At 34.2% G+C, this 15295-nt stretch carries 17 protein-coding genes, 3 tRNA genes and 1 pseudogene; 16 read left to right on the plus strand and 5 right to left on the minus strand.

The annotated features are described in order from the left end of the window. Positions 1-19: 19 nt before the first annotated feature. Positions 20-1444, minus strand: a complete 1425-nt coding sequence (gene gltX / locus ACFOZZ_RS07230; RefSeq protein ID WP_278779560.1) for a glutamate--tRNA ligase — start codon at positions 1442-1444, stop codon at positions 20-22. A gap of 47 nt (positions 1445-1491) precedes the next feature. Here gltX and ACFOZZ_RS07235 point away from each other — a divergent pair. Both ACFOZZ_RS07235 and ACFOZZ_RS07240 read left to right on the plus strand, forming a co-directional pair. Next, a tRNA-Gln gene (locus tag ACFOZZ_RS07235) sits at positions 1492-1567 on the plus strand. A 7-nt stretch (positions 1568-1574) separates the two neighbouring features. Beyond that, a tRNA-Gln gene (locus ACFOZZ_RS07240) sits at positions 1575-1650 on the plus strand. Positions 1651-1719: 69 nt separating this feature from the next. On the opposite strand, the gene ACFOZZ_RS07245 is transcribed toward ACFOZZ_RS07240, so the two are convergent. Further along, positions 1720-1795 (minus strand) — tRNA-Glu (locus ACFOZZ_RS07245). 220 nt (positions 1796-2015) lie between these two features. On the opposite strand from ACFOZZ_RS07245, the gene ACFOZZ_RS07250 reads away from it, so the two are divergent. The 3 genes from ACFOZZ_RS07250 to rpmE all read left to right on the plus strand — a co-directional run bounded on the left by ACFOZZ_RS07250 (position 2016) and on the right by rpmE (position 4705). Continuing rightward, positions 2016-3296, plus strand: a complete 1281-nt coding sequence (locus ACFOZZ_RS07250) for a UDP-N-acetylglucosamine 1-carboxyvinyltransferase (RefSeq protein WP_055233968.1) — start codon at positions 2016-2018, stop codon at positions 3294-3296. Between the two features lie 20 nt (positions 3297-3316). After that, positions 3317-4402, plus strand: a complete 1086-nt coding sequence (gene asd, locus ACFOZZ_RS07255; RefSeq protein ID WP_055233967.1) for an aspartate-semialdehyde dehydrogenase — start codon at positions 3317-3319, stop codon at positions 4400-4402. 99 nt (positions 4403-4501) lie between these two features. Next, positions 4502-4705 (plus strand): 50S ribosomal protein L31, encoded by a 204-nt coding sequence (gene rpmE, locus ACFOZZ_RS07260; protein ID WP_055233966.1) that lies wholly within the window; start codon positions 4502-4504, stop codon positions 4703-4705. Between the two features lie 66 nt (positions 4706-4771). Here rpmE and rlmH read toward each other — a convergent pair whose 3' ends face one another. Further along, complete coding sequence (gene rlmH / locus ACFOZZ_RS07265) at positions 4772-5251, minus strand: 23S rRNA (pseudouridine(1915)-N(3))-methyltransferase RlmH (protein ID WP_055233965.1); 480 nt, start codon at positions 5249-5251, stop codon at positions 4772-4774. Next, positions 5241-5993: an MBL fold metallo-hydrolase gene (locus ACFOZZ_RS07270; RefSeq protein ID WP_376814968.1), complete on the minus strand. Its 753-nt coding sequence runs from the start codon at positions 5991-5993 to the stop codon at positions 5241-5243. The genes rlmH and ACFOZZ_RS07270 overlap by 11 nt, the downstream gene beginning before the upstream one ends. A gap of 189 nt (positions 5994-6182) precedes the next feature. Here ACFOZZ_RS07270 and ACFOZZ_RS07275 point away from each other — a divergent pair. From ACFOZZ_RS07275 to ACFOZZ_RS07325, 11 genes and pseudogenes are all read left to right on the plus strand, one after another. Continuing rightward, a pseudogene (locus ACFOZZ_RS07275) lies at positions 6183-6323 on the plus strand (MerR family transcriptional regulator); the annotation flags it as partial. A 346-nt stretch (positions 6324-6669) separates the two neighbouring features. Beyond that, positions 6670-7227 (plus strand): helix-turn-helix domain-containing protein, encoded by a 558-nt coding sequence (locus ACFOZZ_RS07280; RefSeq protein WP_376814969.1) that lies wholly within the window; start codon positions 6670-6672, stop codon positions 7225-7227. Positions 7228-7249: 22 nt separating this feature from the next. Next, on the plus strand, positions 7250-7810 hold the full coding sequence (locus ACFOZZ_RS07285) for an RNA-guided endonuclease InsQ/TnpB family protein (RefSeq protein ID WP_376814974.1): 561 nt from the start codon (positions 7250-7252) through the stop codon (positions 7808-7810). 195 nt (positions 7811-8005) lie between these two features. Continuing rightward, positions 8006-8584: an AAA family ATPase gene (locus ACFOZZ_RS07290; protein ID WP_006507084.1), complete on the plus strand. Its 579-nt coding sequence runs from the start codon at positions 8006-8008 to the stop codon at positions 8582-8584. 98 nt (positions 8585-8682) lie between these two features. Further along, positions 8683-9168, plus strand: a complete 486-nt coding sequence (locus ACFOZZ_RS07295) for a peptidylprolyl isomerase (protein WP_022425969.1) — start codon at positions 8683-8685, stop codon at positions 9166-9168. 225 nt (positions 9169-9393) lie between these two features. After that, positions 9394-10017, plus strand: coding sequence for a GyrI-like domain-containing protein (locus ACFOZZ_RS07300; protein ID WP_055289862.1), 624 nt, complete (start codon positions 9394-9396; stop codon positions 10015-10017). A gap of 24 nt (positions 10018-10041) precedes the next feature. Beyond that, positions 10042-10788 (plus strand): exodeoxyribonuclease III, encoded by a 747-nt coding sequence (locus ACFOZZ_RS07305; protein ID WP_055233500.1) that lies wholly within the window; start codon positions 10042-10044, stop codon positions 10786-10788. A gap of 1 nt (position 10789) precedes the next feature. Beyond that, entirely contained in the window at positions 10790-11332 is a 543-nt protein-coding gene (yfcE, locus tag ACFOZZ_RS07310; RefSeq protein ID WP_278779573.1) for a phosphodiesterase, read from the plus strand. Between the two features lie 58 nt (positions 11333-11390). Then, positions 11391-12095, plus strand: a complete 705-nt coding sequence (locus ACFOZZ_RS07315; protein WP_278779571.1) for a GntR family transcriptional regulator — start codon at positions 11391-11393, stop codon at positions 12093-12095. A gap of 294 nt (positions 12096-12389) precedes the next feature. Beyond that, positions 12390-13787: a PTS sugar transporter subunit IIC gene (locus tag ACFOZZ_RS07320; protein ID WP_286696592.1), complete on the plus strand. Its 1398-nt coding sequence runs from the start codon at positions 12390-12392 to the stop codon at positions 13785-13787. A gap of 120 nt (positions 13788-13907) precedes the next feature. Continuing rightward, entirely contained in the window at positions 13908-14417 is a 510-nt protein-coding gene (locus ACFOZZ_RS07325) for a hypothetical protein (RefSeq protein WP_215656290.1), read from the plus strand. A 31-nt stretch (positions 14418-14448) separates the two neighbouring features. Here the strand turns inward: ACFOZZ_RS07325 and ACFOZZ_RS07330 are convergent, their stop codons facing one another. After that, positions 14449-15129 carry a response regulator transcription factor gene (locus ACFOZZ_RS07330; RefSeq protein ID WP_376814970.1) on the minus strand — a complete coding sequence of 227 codons (681 nt, stop codon included), beginning with the start codon at positions 15127-15129 and terminating at the stop codon, positions 14449-14451. Between the last annotated feature and the right edge of the window lie 166 nt (positions 15130-15295).

Below are 15295 nucleotides of genomic sequence, written 5' to 3' on the forward strand. Positions count from 1 at the left end.
TCAAATGAGCCTCTTGTTTTTATTCTGCTGATTCAGCCACTGATTTCTTTAAATCTTCGATAGCAACTCTAATTCTTCTTAAAGTTTCTTCTTTGCCAAGAATATGAGCAATTTCTACAGCACCACCAGGAGTAAATGCCTTATTAGATAATGCAACACGGATAGGCCACATAATACGTCCATTCTTTAATTCATGGCTCTTAGCAATATCCATCATCATATTCATTAATCCTTCGTCATCATCATAATCTTCCCATTTTTCAAGTTCTGGTAAAGATAATTCTAATGCTTCTAAAGAGTTTTCAGGATTAGTCTTCATCTTCTTATGTTTATAGATAGATGCATCAAATGGTAATGTTTCATTGATAAAGTCCATTAATTCTGGAATATCAGCTAATCTTTCAACACGTGGCTGTAATGCTTTAGAGATTTCTAATGTATTTACAGGAATAGTGATGAAGTCATAGTAAGGAGAAGCTACTTTGTGGAATTCTTCTAATGACATGTTTCTTAAATAAACACCGTTCATCCATTTTAACTTATCAATATCAAAGATAGCTGGAGCTTTAGAGATATGTTCAATGTTGAACTGTTCAATTAAATCATCTAATGAAAGGATTTCTTCATCAGCTGGAGACCATCCAAGTAATGCGATGTAGTTAAGGATGGCATCTTTTAAATAACCCTGTTTAGTTAAATCCTGGTAAGAGGCATCACCATTTCTCTTAGATAACTTAGCATGTTCATCCTTCATTACTGGTGGTAAATGGATGTAAGTAGGTCTATCCCATCCATATGCATCATATAGAAGGTTATATTTAGGTGTAGAAGCTAAATATTCATTACCACGTACAACATGAGTAATACCCATTAAATGGTCATCTACAACGTTCGCAAAGTTATAAGTAGGGAATCCATCACTCTTAATTAAGATAGAATCATTTAAAGTAGTACAATCTACTTCAATATGACCATAGATTTCATCATCAAAAGTAGCCTTACCCTTATCAGGGATAGTCTGTCTAATAACATAAGGAACACCTGCTGCAAGCTTTTCATCAATTTCAGCCTGATCAAGCATACGACAAGGATCATAATCATTGTCAGCATCTTTATCACAGAAACAATAATGAGCACCGCCTAGCTCAATAAGCTTCTTAGCATATTCATGATAAATAGGAAGTCTTTCAGACTGGATATAAGGTCCACAATCTCCAGGTTTATCTGGTCCTTCATCCCAGTTAAGACCAGTTTCAGTTAAAATATCATAAATCAACTGAGTTGCACCTTCCACTTCACGGTTCTGGTCAGTATCTTCAATTCTTAAAATAAAGTCGCCACCCTGATGTTTAGCGATTAAATAACAGTATAAAGCTGTTCTTAAATTACCGATATGCATGTACCCTGTAGGGCTTGGTGCGAATCTTGTACGAATTTTTGTCATTTTTCTCTTTACATCTCCTAAAATATATGTATAATATAAATTGCTGTTGGGGTATAGCCAAGCGGTAAGGCAGCAGACTCTGAATCTGCCATTTCACTGGTTCGAATCCAGTTACCCCAGCCATTTTTTTTGGGGTATAGCCAAGCGGTAAGGCAGCAGACTCTGAATCTGCCATTTCACTGGTTCGAATCCAGTTACCCCAGCCATTTTTTTTATACAAATAAAACATTTTAAAAAGAAAGCCTGGCTTTCTTTTTTTTATTCGCATAAAAAAATGGTAGTCCGTAGGGGGTTCGAACCCCTGAATGCTTGGATGAGAACCAAGTGTGTTGACCACTTCACCAACGGACCATGTGGTCATAGTATATCATGTTTTTTTTAAAAGTAAAATATTCTTTTATTAAAAAGGGACATTTACTTTCTGTTTTCTTTGTGATTTTCGAAGAAATACTATATAATGAATTCGTCGAGATAAAATCCAATATTTTGACTTAAACTTATTAACTTTTAACTTAATTGTTTTTTAATATATATAAACTTTAAATAACCTTAACGAAAGGATTGTATAAAAATGGCTGAAGAAGTAATTGCTATTGAAGGCGGACATAAACTTAACGGCACAGTCACTATCTCAGGTGCGAAGAATGCGACTGTAGCATTGATCCCTTCTATTGTTCTCTCAGATGAACCAGTAGAAATATATAACGTACCAGAAATCTCAGATGTTGATGCGTTAACCACATTATTAGAAGAATTGAATTGTATTGTTGAAAGGGATAAATCCGTAGGTGAAATCGGTGTAGATCCTAGAAATATGAAAAACTTACCACTTGTAAGTAGTGCAGTTGATAAATTAAGAGCGTCTTATTATTTTATGGGTGCATTACTTGGTAAATATAAAGAAGTAACTATTAGAATGCCTGGAGGATGTTATTTAGGACCTCGTCCTATTGATCTTCATTTAAAAGGTTTTGAAGCATTAGGTGCCAAAATCAATTATGATGAAGAAACAGGAACATATCATTTAAAGGCTGATGAACTTATTGGAACTGAAATCTATCTAGATTTTGCTTCTGTAGGTGCAACTATCAATATTATGTTAGCGGCAGTAAAGGCTAAAGGCCGTACTGTTATTGAAAATGCAGCGAAGGAACCTGAAATCATTGATGTAGCCAACCTTCTTACAAAGATGGGGGCTAGAATCCGTGGTGTGGGTACAGATACTATTACTATTGATGGTGTAGAGCATATGCATGGTGCATATCATGAAATTATTCCTGATCGTATTGAAGCAGGTACTTTCTTGATCATTGCAGCTGCAATTGGTGAAAAAATGGTTATTCAGAATATTATTCCACAGCATCTAGATGCACTTATTTCTAAATTAAAGGAAATGGGCATTAAGATGGAAAAGATTGGCGATAGCATTGTTGTATATGGCAATGATGGAAACTTAAAGCCTGTTGAAGTACAGACACAGATCTATCCAGGATTTGCGACTGATTTGCAGCAGCCTCTAACAACTCTATTAACACAGGGTAATGGACAATCTAAAGTGTCTGAAACTATTTATAAAGAAAGATTTAAGCATTGTGCTCAGCTTAATAAGATGGGAGCAGATATTGAATTAGGTGAAGCATGTGCTTATGTAAAAGGTAAAACACCTCTACATGGTGCAAGAGTAATGGCTACAGACTTACGCTGTGGTGCTGCTCTTGTGGTGGCTGGTTTAATGGCAGAAGGTAAAACTGAAATTACAAATGTCTACCATATTGACCGTGGTTATGATAATATAGACCACAAGCTCATCACATTAGGAGCGCACATTACTCGTTATATGATTGACGATTAGTGTTGATAGGAGGAGAAGCTATGAGTGACAAGTTAAAAGTTGGTATTTTAGGTGCGACTGGAATGGTTGGACAGAGATTTAATACTCTTCTAGAGAACCATCCATGGTTTGAAGTGACTACACTTGCAGCAAGTAAGTCGAGTGCGGGAAAGACTTATGAAGAAGCAGTAAAAGGCAGATGGAAAATGGATACACCTATTCCTGAAGCAGTCAAGAACATTGTCGTAAAAGATGTTGCAGATGTTGAAGACATTGCGAAAGAAGTTGATTTTGTATTCTCAGCAGTAAACATGAGTAAAGAAGAAATCAAAGCAATTGAAGAAGCATATGCAAAAACAGAAACACCTGTTGTTTCAAACAACAGTGCACACAGATGGACACCTGATGTTCCTATGGTTATTCCAGAAATCAACCCAGAACATTATGCTGTCATCGAAGATCAGAGAAAGAGACTTGGAACTAAGAAAGGTTTTATCGCAGTAAAGCCTAATTGTTCAATCCAGTCTTATACACCTTGCTTAGCAGCATGGAAGGAATTTGAACCAACAAAGGTTGTAGTAAGTACATACCAGGCTATTTCTGGTGCTGGGAAGACTTTCAAGGAATGGCCAGAAATGGTAGGAAATATCATTCCTTTAATCAGTGGGGAAGAAGAAAAGTCTGAACAGGAACCATTAAAAGTATTTGGTCATATTGAAAATGGTGAAATTGTTAAAGCTGAAGGACCTGTTATTAGTGCACAATGTATTCGTGTACCAGTATTAAATGGTCATACAGCAACTGTTTCTATTAGTTTCAAGAAGAAGCCTACAAAAGAAGAATTAATTGATCGTTTAAATAACTTCAAGGGACAGCCACAGGAATTTAAGCTTCCACATGCACCTGAACATTTCATCAGATACATGGAAGAAGAAAACCGTCCACAGGTTACATTAGATGTTGATTATGAAGGCGGTATGGGAGTTTCTATTGGTAGACTTAGAGAAGATAACATCTTCGATTATAAGTTTGTAGGTTTATCTCACAACACTTTAAGAGGTGCTGCTGGTGGTGCTGTTGAAAGTGCTGAAATGTTAACAAAATTAGGTTATATTACTAAGAAATAAATTTAAAAAAGCTATTGTATTTCAATAAAAAATGATGTACAATACACTAGCAACTTACTTTGAAGTAGCAAATATTTCAAGGCGGAAGGAGATAAGACAATGAAAGCTGGAATTCATCCAAATTACAAAAAAGTAAAAGTAATCTGCACATCATGTGGTAACGAATTCGAAACTGGTTCAGTTTTAGATGAAATCCGTGTGGATACTTGTTCAAACTGTCATCCATTCTACACTGGTAAACAGAGATTTGCGAGTGCTGATGGTAGAGTTGAAAAATTCAATAAGAAATACGGTCTTAAATAAGACGCAAGAACCTGTTCTACAGGTTCTTTTTTTACGTAAAAAAGATGTCCATACTATGTATGGACATTATTTATGATATGTTTCATTCTTCATGATTTTAAATGCACGATAAATCTGTTCTACAAGAATCAGACGCATTAATTGATGAGGGAAAGTCATTGGTGAAAAAGATAATTTAAAATCAGCTCTAGTAAGAACATCCGCTCCATGTCCTAAGGAACCACCAATCACAAAATCAATAGTAGAATAACCATCAATCATCTTTTTCTCAATATATTGACTAAAAGCCACTGAATCCATCTCACGTGAAGCAACATCTAACAGAATCATAAAATCATTCTGTTTCACATGATCAAGAATCTTTCTTCCTTCCTTGCTTTTCACAAGTGTCTCTTCTGCAAGTGAAGGGTTATTAGGTATCTTTTCATCAGGTACTTCAATCAACTCTACATGAGCATACGCACCAAGTCTTTTTACATACTCCTGTACACCATCTCTTAAATACTTCTCTTTTAACTTACCTACAGTAATAATTTTAATGTTCATATTTTCCTCCAGAAACCACTGATGTTTGGCTTGCTGCTTTGATCATCTCTTTATCAAATGTCATCTTTTCTTCATCAAATATAGAATAATAAGTTTCTAACGCCTTTTTTTTTGTATTGGCATCCTGTGATAAATGGGCTAGTACAATCTCTTTCGTATTCTCACCAATCACATCACACATTAAATGAGCACTGTACTCATTATTTAAATGTCCAGTATCACCCATGATTCTATTCTTTAAAGAAAAAGGACGACGTGTAGCCATCAACATCCCTATATCATGATTGGACTCTATAATATAATAATTCAAGTTATGAATAAGTTCTTTATTCTTCTGTGATACATAACCTGTATCTGTCATATAAAGGAGTGTTTCATCACCACTAAAAATAAATCCAATAGGATTAGTCGCATCATGTGAAACACGTAATACATACACTTCTATATCACCAAAAGTATAACTTGTATAAGGAATAAGTTCATGATCCTCATCTAGATCCGCTATATTCCCTTTTGCGGTATATACCATCTCTTTATCAAATATATGTATATTCTTGTTATGATCTGTATGATCATGGGTTAATAATACATAATCTATATCATCTATTGTATATCCAATCTCTTTGAGTCGATAAGTCAACTGTTTCTTTGAGATACCACAATCTATTAAAATACCTGTAGTTTTTTCTACAATAAATGTGCTGTTTCCTTTAGAACCACTTGCTAAAACATGGTATTCCATAATCCACCTCTTTCCCATGCATTATAACATATCTCAATATTTGGAATAAAGTTTCTTACATATTCATTTGTACTTGTGATAAAATAAACTTATAGAAGGAGGAAATATAAGTAACTAAATATATTGACAGTTGTGATTAAATGCGTTCAAATTCCCTCAAGGGAGAGCGTTAAAATGAACACAACAAATATCACAAATTATAAGCCAAAGGATTTTGCTGAATCTTTAGGCGTATCTGTTAAGTTATTATAACGTTGGGATAGAGAAGGAACTCTAAAGGCAAACCAACCCCAAACTAATAGGCATTATTATACTTATAATCATCATTTACTAAATCAAGTTGTATTTTTAAGATAGTTCTGTAATGCAAAAAAGTTATTGTAGACCAGTGTATTGCAGATTATGGAAACTGTGTAACGATTTATTAGATGAAGTAATGGAAAAAATTAAAAGCATAATTTGAATACCCACAAACCACAAGTTAGCGAAAATTAAATTTTATTAACGCCTATTAAACGGCGCTCATGAAGCTGAACTTGATGCATGGATTTTCCATTTGTACTATAATTAGATTAGGAATCAGATGGAGAACTCATGCAGGATATTGTTTCAATACTTCATGTGTTCTCCTGCCAGTTGCAGGGGCTTCGTAAGTATAAAAAACAGATAGAAAGGGATGAGGAAATTGCTGAAGAGCTTCAAGACGGAAATTAATCCGACAGAGGAGCAGAAAGTCAAGATTCGTAAAACAATAGGTACTTGCAGATTTATCTATAACTTCTATCTTGCTCATAATAAGGAACTTCATGAAAGAGGCAAAAAGTTTATGAGCAGCAGCCAGTTTAGAGTATGGCTCAACAATGAGTATCTTCCTAGCCATCCAGAATATTCCTTGATCAAGGAAGCTTATTCAAAATCAGTAACACAGGCAGTAGATAACGGACAGACCGCATTTGAAGATTTCTTTAATCACAAGAGCGCCTTTCTAAAATTCAAGAAGAAAGGCAGATCTGATGTGAAGATGTATTTTGTGAGGAATAATCCAAAAGATTGCAGTTGTGAAAGACACAGAATTAAGATTCCGTCACTTGGCTGGGTCCGCATCAAAGAGAAAGGATATATTCCAACTACAAAAGATGGATATGTGATTAAGAGCGGTCATGTCTCAATAAAGGCTGACAGATACTATGTTTCAGTTCTTATAGAAATCAAGAATAAAAGGAATTGGCATTGACCTTGGATTAAAGGACTTTGCGATTGTCTCTAATGGCAAGACTTATAAGAACATCAATAAATCTGCAAAATTAAAGAAACTTGAAAAAAAGGTTATTCGAGAACAGAGAAGTCTTTCTCGAAAGTATGAAAATCTAAAGAAAGGAGAGTCCACTCAAAAAAGAAATATACAAAAACAAAGGCTTAAGATACAGAAGCTTCATCATAGAATTGACAATATTCGTACTGATTACATCAATAAGACAATCGCAGAGATAGTGAAAACCAAGCCGTCTTATATAACGATTGAAGATCTAAACGTATCAGGAATGATGAAGAACAAGCATCTTTCAAAGGCAGTTGATTCGCAGAAGTTTTATGAATTTAAAACGAAGCTTGAAACTAAATGCAAAGAGAATGGAATTGAACAACGAACAGTAGATAGATGGTTCCCATCATCTAAGACATGTCATTGCTGCAAGCATATCAAGAAAGATTTAAAGCTTTCAGATAGAATTTTCGAATGTGATTGCGGCTATATCGAAGACAGAGATTTCAATGCTGCTACTAATCTGAGAGATGCTACGACTTACGAAGTTGCATAAACAAACGCAAACGTAGGTATGTACCGAAGGCTATTTCGGGAATTTACGACTATGGAGTGTACAAGAACTTGTGAGTAGATATGATTTTTGTCAATCAAAAGCATACACGATGACATAGTAAGTAATGTTCGTGAGAACTTACATTATCTCGATGTGAGTATATTTAATCACATTTTGAGTGGCAGGTTTTGTCTTATGCCTAAAATTATTACAATCGCAAGAGAATATGGTTCTGGTGGACGTATCATAGCACAGAAAGTAGCTAATCTTTTAGGACTTGTTTATTACGATAACCAGATTATTGATTTAGCTGCACAGGAACTTGGATTTGATATTGAAACAATTAGGAAAGCGGCTCAGGAAAAGAGTTCAGGATTCTTATATGGAATGGCTGGAGGAACTTTCCAGATGCCTTTAAATGATCAGGTTTTCGCAACACAATCTAAAATCATTCGTCATCTTGCAAATAACGATTCATGTATCATAGTAAATGGATGTGCTGATTATATTCTTGAAGACTATGATAAAGTATTAAGAGTCTTTATCCATGCACCTCTTGAATCACGTATTAAGAGAGTAGAAGAAGAATATAAAGAAGAGCATGAGAATACAAAGAAGTATGTTATCTCAAGAGATAAGAAAAGATCTAATTACTATAATTACTACACAACAAACAAATGGGGTCAGTTAAAGAATTTTGACTTAACTATTAATAGTGATTATGGTTTAGATGAAGCTGCTGAAATTATTGCGGAAATGTATAAGAAATTATAATAATAAGAAGCTGTAATAGATGATCTGTTACAGCTTTTACTATTAGAGATAGAATAAATATGTTAAAATAAGGAGAAATCAAATAAAGGAGAACAATTATGGAAAAAATCTTATTTGAAATTGAAATGCAGGATGGCAATGTAATGAAGGGTGAATTATATCCTGAAGTAGCACCTATCACTGTAGAAAACTTTGTAAACTTAATTAAAAATAACTTCTTTGATGGCTTGATCTTCCATCGTGTTATCCCAGGATTCATGATCCAGGGTGGTGGATATGATACTGATATGAAAGAACATCCAGCAGCATCTATCAAGGGTGAATTTGCATCTAATGGTGTGACTAATAACCTAAAGCATACAAGAGGTGTTTTGTCAATGGCAAGAACAATGGTGAAGGATTCTGCTTCATCTCAGTTCTTTATCATGCATGCTGATGCACCACATCTAGATGGTGACTATGCTGCTTTTGGTTTAATCACTGAAGGATTAGAAGAAGTAGATAAGATTGCGAATGTTAAAAGATCACCTTGGAATGATATGCCTAATGAACCACAGGTTATCAAGACAATGAAATTATTATAAAAAAAACTGTTGCAAAATATTGGAATCTTGATAAAATTTAGTACTGACAGTAAATCTAGGCTATTCTTTGTGAATAGCTTTTTTTGTCAGTTATGAATCAATGCCCAAAAGTATATTAATGAAATTGACACATTATCAAGACATTCTTTAGAAATAATACTAAATTAGTAGTAATTCCATGTGAATTTTTGTATAATGTTTACGTTTAAGAAAGGAGGCGCCGTAATGAAGGAAGGTATACGTAAAGAGTATAAGAAACAATATGATGCATCAACAAAGAAGATTGATATCGTTGATGTCCCAGAATTCAATTTCATCATGATTGATGGAATCGGTAATCCTGAAGTAGAAGAGTTCCATTTAAAGTCAAAAGCTCTTCGAATCATGTCAGCTGAAATTAGAGAGTATTTTAAACAGGAAAAGAACCTTGTTTATCTTATTTCGCCACTAGAAGGATTATGGGATACCTATGATAATTCGAAGTTTGACGTTACTCGTAAAAAGATGATCAAGTTTACATTGATGATGGCACAGCCAAAGCTTCTAGATCCTAATACATTTGAAATTATTAAACAGAAAGCAGCTAACAAGAAGGATAATCCTTACATTGTAGATATATATCTTAAGAGGATGACTGAAGGACATTGCGTACAGATGCTACATAAGGGTGCTTATAATACTGAAATCAATACAACTAAGCAGATCATGGAGTTCATCACTATCCAGAATATGCGTTTAGAAGGATTCCATCATGAGATTTACTTAAATGATTATGAGAAGACACCAAGTGAAAAACTGAAAACAATTGTTCGTTATGCGATTGCAGAAAATGGAGAAGGGGCTTTTTAGCTCCTTCTTTTTTGAGGAGAGAATATGAAATACGTATCATGGAATGTAAATGGCATTCGTGCCTGCTTAAAGAAAGGTTTTTTAGAAAGTTTCAAATCATTGGATGCTGATATTTTTGCTTTGCAGGAAACAAAGGCACAAAAGGATCAGATTGATTTAGATATTCCTGGTTATACACTTTATACCAATGATGCAATTAAGAAAGGTTATAGTGGAACTGCAATACTGACTAGAATGAAGCCTTTATCTGTATCTTATGGAATAGGGGTAGAGGAACATGACCAGGAAGGAAGAGTTATTACACTAGAATTTGAAGACTATTACTTTGTAACTTGTTATACGCCTAATTCTAAAAAAGAGCTTGCTAGAATAGATTATCGTATGGAATGGGAAGATGCCTTCCTTGCCTATTTAGATGCTCTCAATAAACCAGTAATCCTTTGTGGAGACCTCAATGTGGCCCATCATGAAATAGACTTAAAGAATCCTTCGTCCAATCATCATAATGCAGGATTCTCTGATCAGGAACGTAGTAAGATGACAGAACTCTTATCACACGGCTATATTGATACATTTAGATATCTTTATCCAGATAAGAAGGATGCTTATACATGGTGGAGTTATATGTTTAAATCAAGAGAAAGAAATGCAGGATGGAGAATTGACTATTTTATTGTCTCTGAATCATTGAAAGAGAGAATAAAAGAGAGTTTGATATACAGTGACATATTGGGTAGCGATCACTGCCCAATCGGATTGGAGATGGAATAAAATGAAACTAATGATCATATCAGATATTCATGGTTCTTATAATGACCTAGAAAAAGTAATGCATTACTTTGATGAAGAACAGCCAGATCGTTTAATCATCCTAGGAGATATCTTATATCATGGACCTAGAAATGACTTACCAGAAGGCTATGCACCTAAAAAGTGCATTCCTTTATTAAATAAATATAAAGATAAGATCCTTGCAGTAAGAGGTAACTGTGATGCTGAAGTAGACCAGATGGTTTTAGATTTCCCTATGAGAAGTGATTATGCATTATTAAATGTAGATGGACATGACTTCTATATTACTCATGGACATCTTTACAATAAAGACAATATGCCTTATTTAAAGAAGGGTGATGTTTTCCTTTATGGACATTATCATGTTTCTGTATTTGAAGACCATGGCTTCTATACAGTGAATCCAAACTCTATCTCTTTACCAAAACAGGGTGTAAAAAGCTTTTTAGTTTATGAAAATGAAACATTCACACTCTATAATTTAGAACATGAAGAGATTTGGTGTAAAAAAATCACAAAATAAGAATTATACAGTGCATTCTTTTTTAAAGTATGGTATTTTTATGTAAGGAGGTGGTTTTGTGGCAAAGTATAGAGATATCGCTGATGCAATTAGAGAGAAGATTAAGTCGGGAGAATATACTGCTGGCCAGAAGCTTCCTTATGAATATTTATTATGTGTCAATTATCATTGTAATAAAGAAACAATGAAGAAGGCTTTAGAGATTCTTGTAAAAGAAGGTCTTATTATCCGTCGTCGTGGGGCAGGAACATTTGTGAAGGAACTTAATGTTTCTGAACTAAATGAAACAGTGCGTACACGTAGTCTTTCTATGCGTTTTGAAGGACATGATGTTACATCAGATATTAAGGTATTTGAAGTTATACCGAGTGATGAAAAAATTGCGAAAAAATTACAGATTGATGAAGGAGACTTCGTTTATCATATTATTAGAAATAGATCAGTGGATGGAAAACCTTATTGTGTAGAGATTACTTATATTCCGCTTTATCGTTTAGTTAATCTAAAAGCAGATGTATTAAAAGATTCATTATATAAATTTGTAATCAATCAGCTTCATCTAACTGTTCAGAGCTGTCATTTAAAGATCACATCTGCTCTGTCTACAGTACAAGAACAAGTATTCTTAGGACTTGCAGAAGGGGAACCTTATATCCAGGAAGAACAGACAACCTATCTCTCAAACGGCTCTGTTTTCGAACTGACATTCAATAGACGTCACTATGCAAACTATGAATTCCAGACAGTAATTGTAGAACAATAATCAATATTTTTATATGAAGGCAGTCTTAATGGGCTGTCTTTTTTATGTAACATAATCACAAAATTTACATGAACTTAGCCAACCAACATAAAAATATTTTCAAAAAATAAAAAAATGTAACATAATACAAAAATCAAAAAATGTATTGTTACATTCAATAGAATTTAAAATATTTACGATTCAAAATCGGGTTATTAAACTTAAAAGTACCATACATTTTAAAATGTAACCGTTGACATTTTTACAAAGAGCGATTATACTGTATTTGTCGAAAAGATTTAGGGAGGAAAATTTATGGACGCTTTTGCTGATAAGCTAGGACGTGTCGGCGCATGGTGTGGTCAGAACAAGTATCTTAATGCTATTAAGAACGGGTTCCAGAACTTCATGCCAGCTACTATCTCAGGTGCCGTTGGTGTACTTTGGACAAACGTTTTAGTTAACTCATCAACTGGTTTAGGTGCTATCTGGAAACCAATCATGGCTTTAGAAGTACTTAACCCAATCTTTGCTGCTATGCAGTATGCTACAATCTCATGTATCACAATCGGTGTAACTATGTTAGTTGCTTCTGAAATCGCTGAAGCAAATGGTGAAACTGGTGCTTACCCTGCTGTTTTAGGCTTCATCTTATGGATGATGGTAACTCCTACAACATTCGCTGCTAAGGACTTAGGTGCTTCTTACATCGATGCTAAAGGTATTTCTCATGGCTTTAGTTTAGGTCAGTTCATTAATGTAACTGGTGAAGCTGCTAAACATCAAATTACAGCTGATAGCTTCAGCTACAGTGGTATTATGTCAAGCTACACTGGTGCAACTGGTTTATTCACAGGTCTTATCGTTGCAATCCTTGGTATGGAACTTTACAATATGTTCCGTAAGAATGATGCATTAAAGATCAAGATGCCTGAACAGGTTCCACCTGGAGTTGCTCGTGCATTCGAAGTATTAATCCCAACTTGCTTAACTGCAATCGTTGTTGGTGCTGTTGGATTAGTATGTCAGTTAGCTACTGGTGCTGAATTAAATGCGTTGATCTATAACGTAATTCAGAAACCATTACAGAATATCATTGGTAACAACCTTGTTGCAGTATGTATCATGTATATAATCATCATGTTATTCTGGTGCGTAGGTATCCATGGTAACAACATGGTTGCTGCTGTTAAGGAACCAATCTTCAGACCATTATTATACGCTAACACTGCTGCTTATACTGCTCATCATGATATCCCATATGTTATGAACTTAACTATGATTCAGATGTTCGCAGAATTCGGTGGTTCTGGTGTTACTATCGGTTTAGTAATCGCAATTCTTATCTTCTCTAAACGTGAAGATAACAGAACAATCGCTGGTATCTCAATCGTTCCAGGTTTATTTAACATCAACGAAACTATGACATTTGGTATCCCTCTAGTATTGAACCCAATCCTAGACATTCCATTTATCTTTGCTCCAGTTGTAACTGTTATTATTGGTTACATCTTAGTTTCTAGTGGATTCTGTCCTAAGATCGTACTTGAAGTACCTTGGACTATGCCACCAGTATTATTCGGTTTCGTTGCTACAGGTGGTAACCTAATGGGTGCTGTAGCACAGTTAGTTGTTCTTGCAGTTTCAGTAGTTGTTTACATTCCATTCTTAATTGCCTACGAAAAATTCCAGGCTAAACAAGCTGCTGAATAATTTAATTAAAATTTATTATAATAATTTCGACATTGGGAAGAGAGCATTGCCTCTCTTCTTTTTTTATTGTAATAATGGGCTAAATATTGTATAATAGAAAAGAAAGTGAGGCTTTTTTTTATGAAAGAATTCAAGGTAAAACCAAATTTAGCTGTTGGTATTTGGCTAGGCGCTTTAACTCTTGTTTGGGTTTATGATATCGTCATGTTTGTATTAAAATCATTGGATCAGCAGTCATTTATTATTGTTTCAATTTTCTTGGCTGCAATGTATCTTTATTTCTTAGGATGTCGTCCTTATGAATATATCGTCGATGGCAAAACTTTAATCTTCAAAAGAAGATTATTACCACAAAAAGAAGTAGACTTAATGTCATGTGAAGTCATTTGTGATCCAGTATCAAGAATGGCTGATTTAGTCACTAGACCTCATGCTATTGAATTATATACAGATTTAAAGAAGAGATATAGTACATTCCCAAAAGATAGATATGAATTTGTAGACGCAATTTGCGAATCTAATAAACGTATCCACTGTACAGTAGCGGATTATACTGACCAGCATCGTAAGATTGAAAAGAAAGAAAGACGCGAAAACAGAAGACGAAGAAAAATCAATAAGAGAAGCTAAAAGAAAAAAGAATGCGATATGCATTCTTTTTTTATATGGCCATCTTATATGAGTTTGCGCCAAAGCGTCTGATATACTCTTCATGAGAGCCTGTTCTATTTAATTTAATTATAAGTGAACTTACTAGGTTCATGACTGATTGATCGTCTGCATAAACACTATCACCCCAGATACCTTCAAAAATCTTGGTTGAAGTATAAGGTTGATAGGGATGTGACATCAACATTTTTAATAGTTTAAATTCATTTTTAGTTAGAGTGACTGAATGATCATTTAATAAAACGGTCTTGGCAGTATCATCTAATATAATATCTTTAAAACGGTAGATCTTTCTAGGTCTTAAAACACCCATTTTATAGACATCTTGAATCTTTCTTAATAAAGATGTTAATGAGAAGGGTACTACAATATAATCATCAGCACCGGCATCTAATAAATCTTCTAAGTAAGCTTCATTTAACATATCACTTAGAACTATAGTTATAGCTTGTGAGTTACGTCTATTGTTTACTAGGAACTTATTCGTATTAATACCGGGGAATACATCTTCTAGAATAATGCAATCATAATTGTTGTTTGTATAAAGAGAATTAAATTTATCCAATGTCTTTGCTTGATAACAAGTGAAATGATCCTGGTCGAGATAATTCTTAATGCGATTATTACGTTCGCTATCATGATCTATGATCAATGTTTTCTGTTTTCCAAACATATTTTTCACCTCGCCACAATTATAGTCTTATTATCATCAAATAACAAGTTAAGCAATATTTTTTAAAAAGTGAAAAAAAGTGAATTAGAGTGGTTAAAAGCCTACATTTTGTGATACTATGTGGTTGCAATAAGAAGTGAATGATAAAAATTATTGCACAGTGATA

It is taken from the genome of Catenibacterium sp. GCM10023432 (assembly GCF_042651925.1).
Classification (GTDB): Bacteria; Bacillota_I; Bacilli_A; order Erysipelotrichales; family Coprobacillaceae; genus Catenibacterium; species Catenibacterium mitsuoka.

Coding starts and splice junctions, on each gene's coding strand:
- ACFOZZ_RS07280 (WP_376814969.1), top strand. CDS start 6,670: ATGAGGAAATTGCTGAAGAGCTTCAAGACGGAAATTAATCCGACAGAG.
- asd (WP_055233967.1), top strand. CDS start 3,317: ATGAGTGACAAGTTAAAAGTTGGTATTTTAGGTGCGACTGGAATGGTT.
- yfcE (WP_278779573.1), top strand. CDS start 10,790: ATGAAACTAATGATCATATCAGATATTCATGGTTCTTATAATGACCTA.
- ACFOZZ_RS07305 (WP_055233500.1), top strand. CDS start 10,042: ATGAAATACGTATCATGGAATGTAAATGGCATTCGTGCCTGCTTAAAG.
- ACFOZZ_RS07320 (WP_286696592.1), top strand. CDS start 12,390: ATGGACGCTTTTGCTGATAAGCTAGGACGTGTCGGCGCATGGTGTGGT.
- ACFOZZ_RS07290 (WP_006507084.1), top strand. CDS start 8,006: ATGCCTAAAATTATTACAATCGCAAGAGAATATGGTTCTGGTGGACGT.
- ACFOZZ_RS07270 (WP_376814968.1), bottom strand. CDS start 5,993: ATGGAATACCATGTTTTAGCAAGTGGTTCTAAAGGAAACAGCACATTT.
- gltX (WP_278779560.1), bottom strand. CDS start 1,444: ATGACAAAAATTCGTACAAGATTCGCACCAAGCCCTACAGGGTACATG.
- ACFOZZ_RS07300 (WP_055289862.1), top strand. CDS start 9,394: ATGAAGGAAGGTATACGTAAAGAGTATAAGAAACAATATGATGCATCA.
- ACFOZZ_RS07330 (WP_376814970.1), bottom strand. CDS start 15,129: ATGTTTGGAAAACAGAAAACATTGATCATAGATCATGATAGCGAACGT.
- ACFOZZ_RS07250 (WP_055233968.1), top strand. CDS start 2,016: ATGGCTGAAGAAGTAATTGCTATTGAAGGCGGACATAAACTTAACGGC.
- ACFOZZ_RS07295 (WP_022425969.1), top strand. CDS start 8,683: ATGGAAAAAATCTTATTTGAAATTGAAATGCAGGATGGCAATGTAATG.
- ACFOZZ_RS07325 (WP_215656290.1), top strand. CDS start 13,908: ATGAAAGAATTCAAGGTAAAACCAAATTTAGCTGTTGGTATTTGGCTA.
- rlmH (WP_055233965.1), bottom strand. CDS start 5,251: ATGAACATTAAAATTATTACTGTAGGTAAGTTAAAAGAGAAGTATTTA.
- rpmE (WP_055233966.1), top strand. CDS start 4,502: ATGAAAGCTGGAATTCATCCAAATTACAAAAAAGTAAAAGTAATCTGC.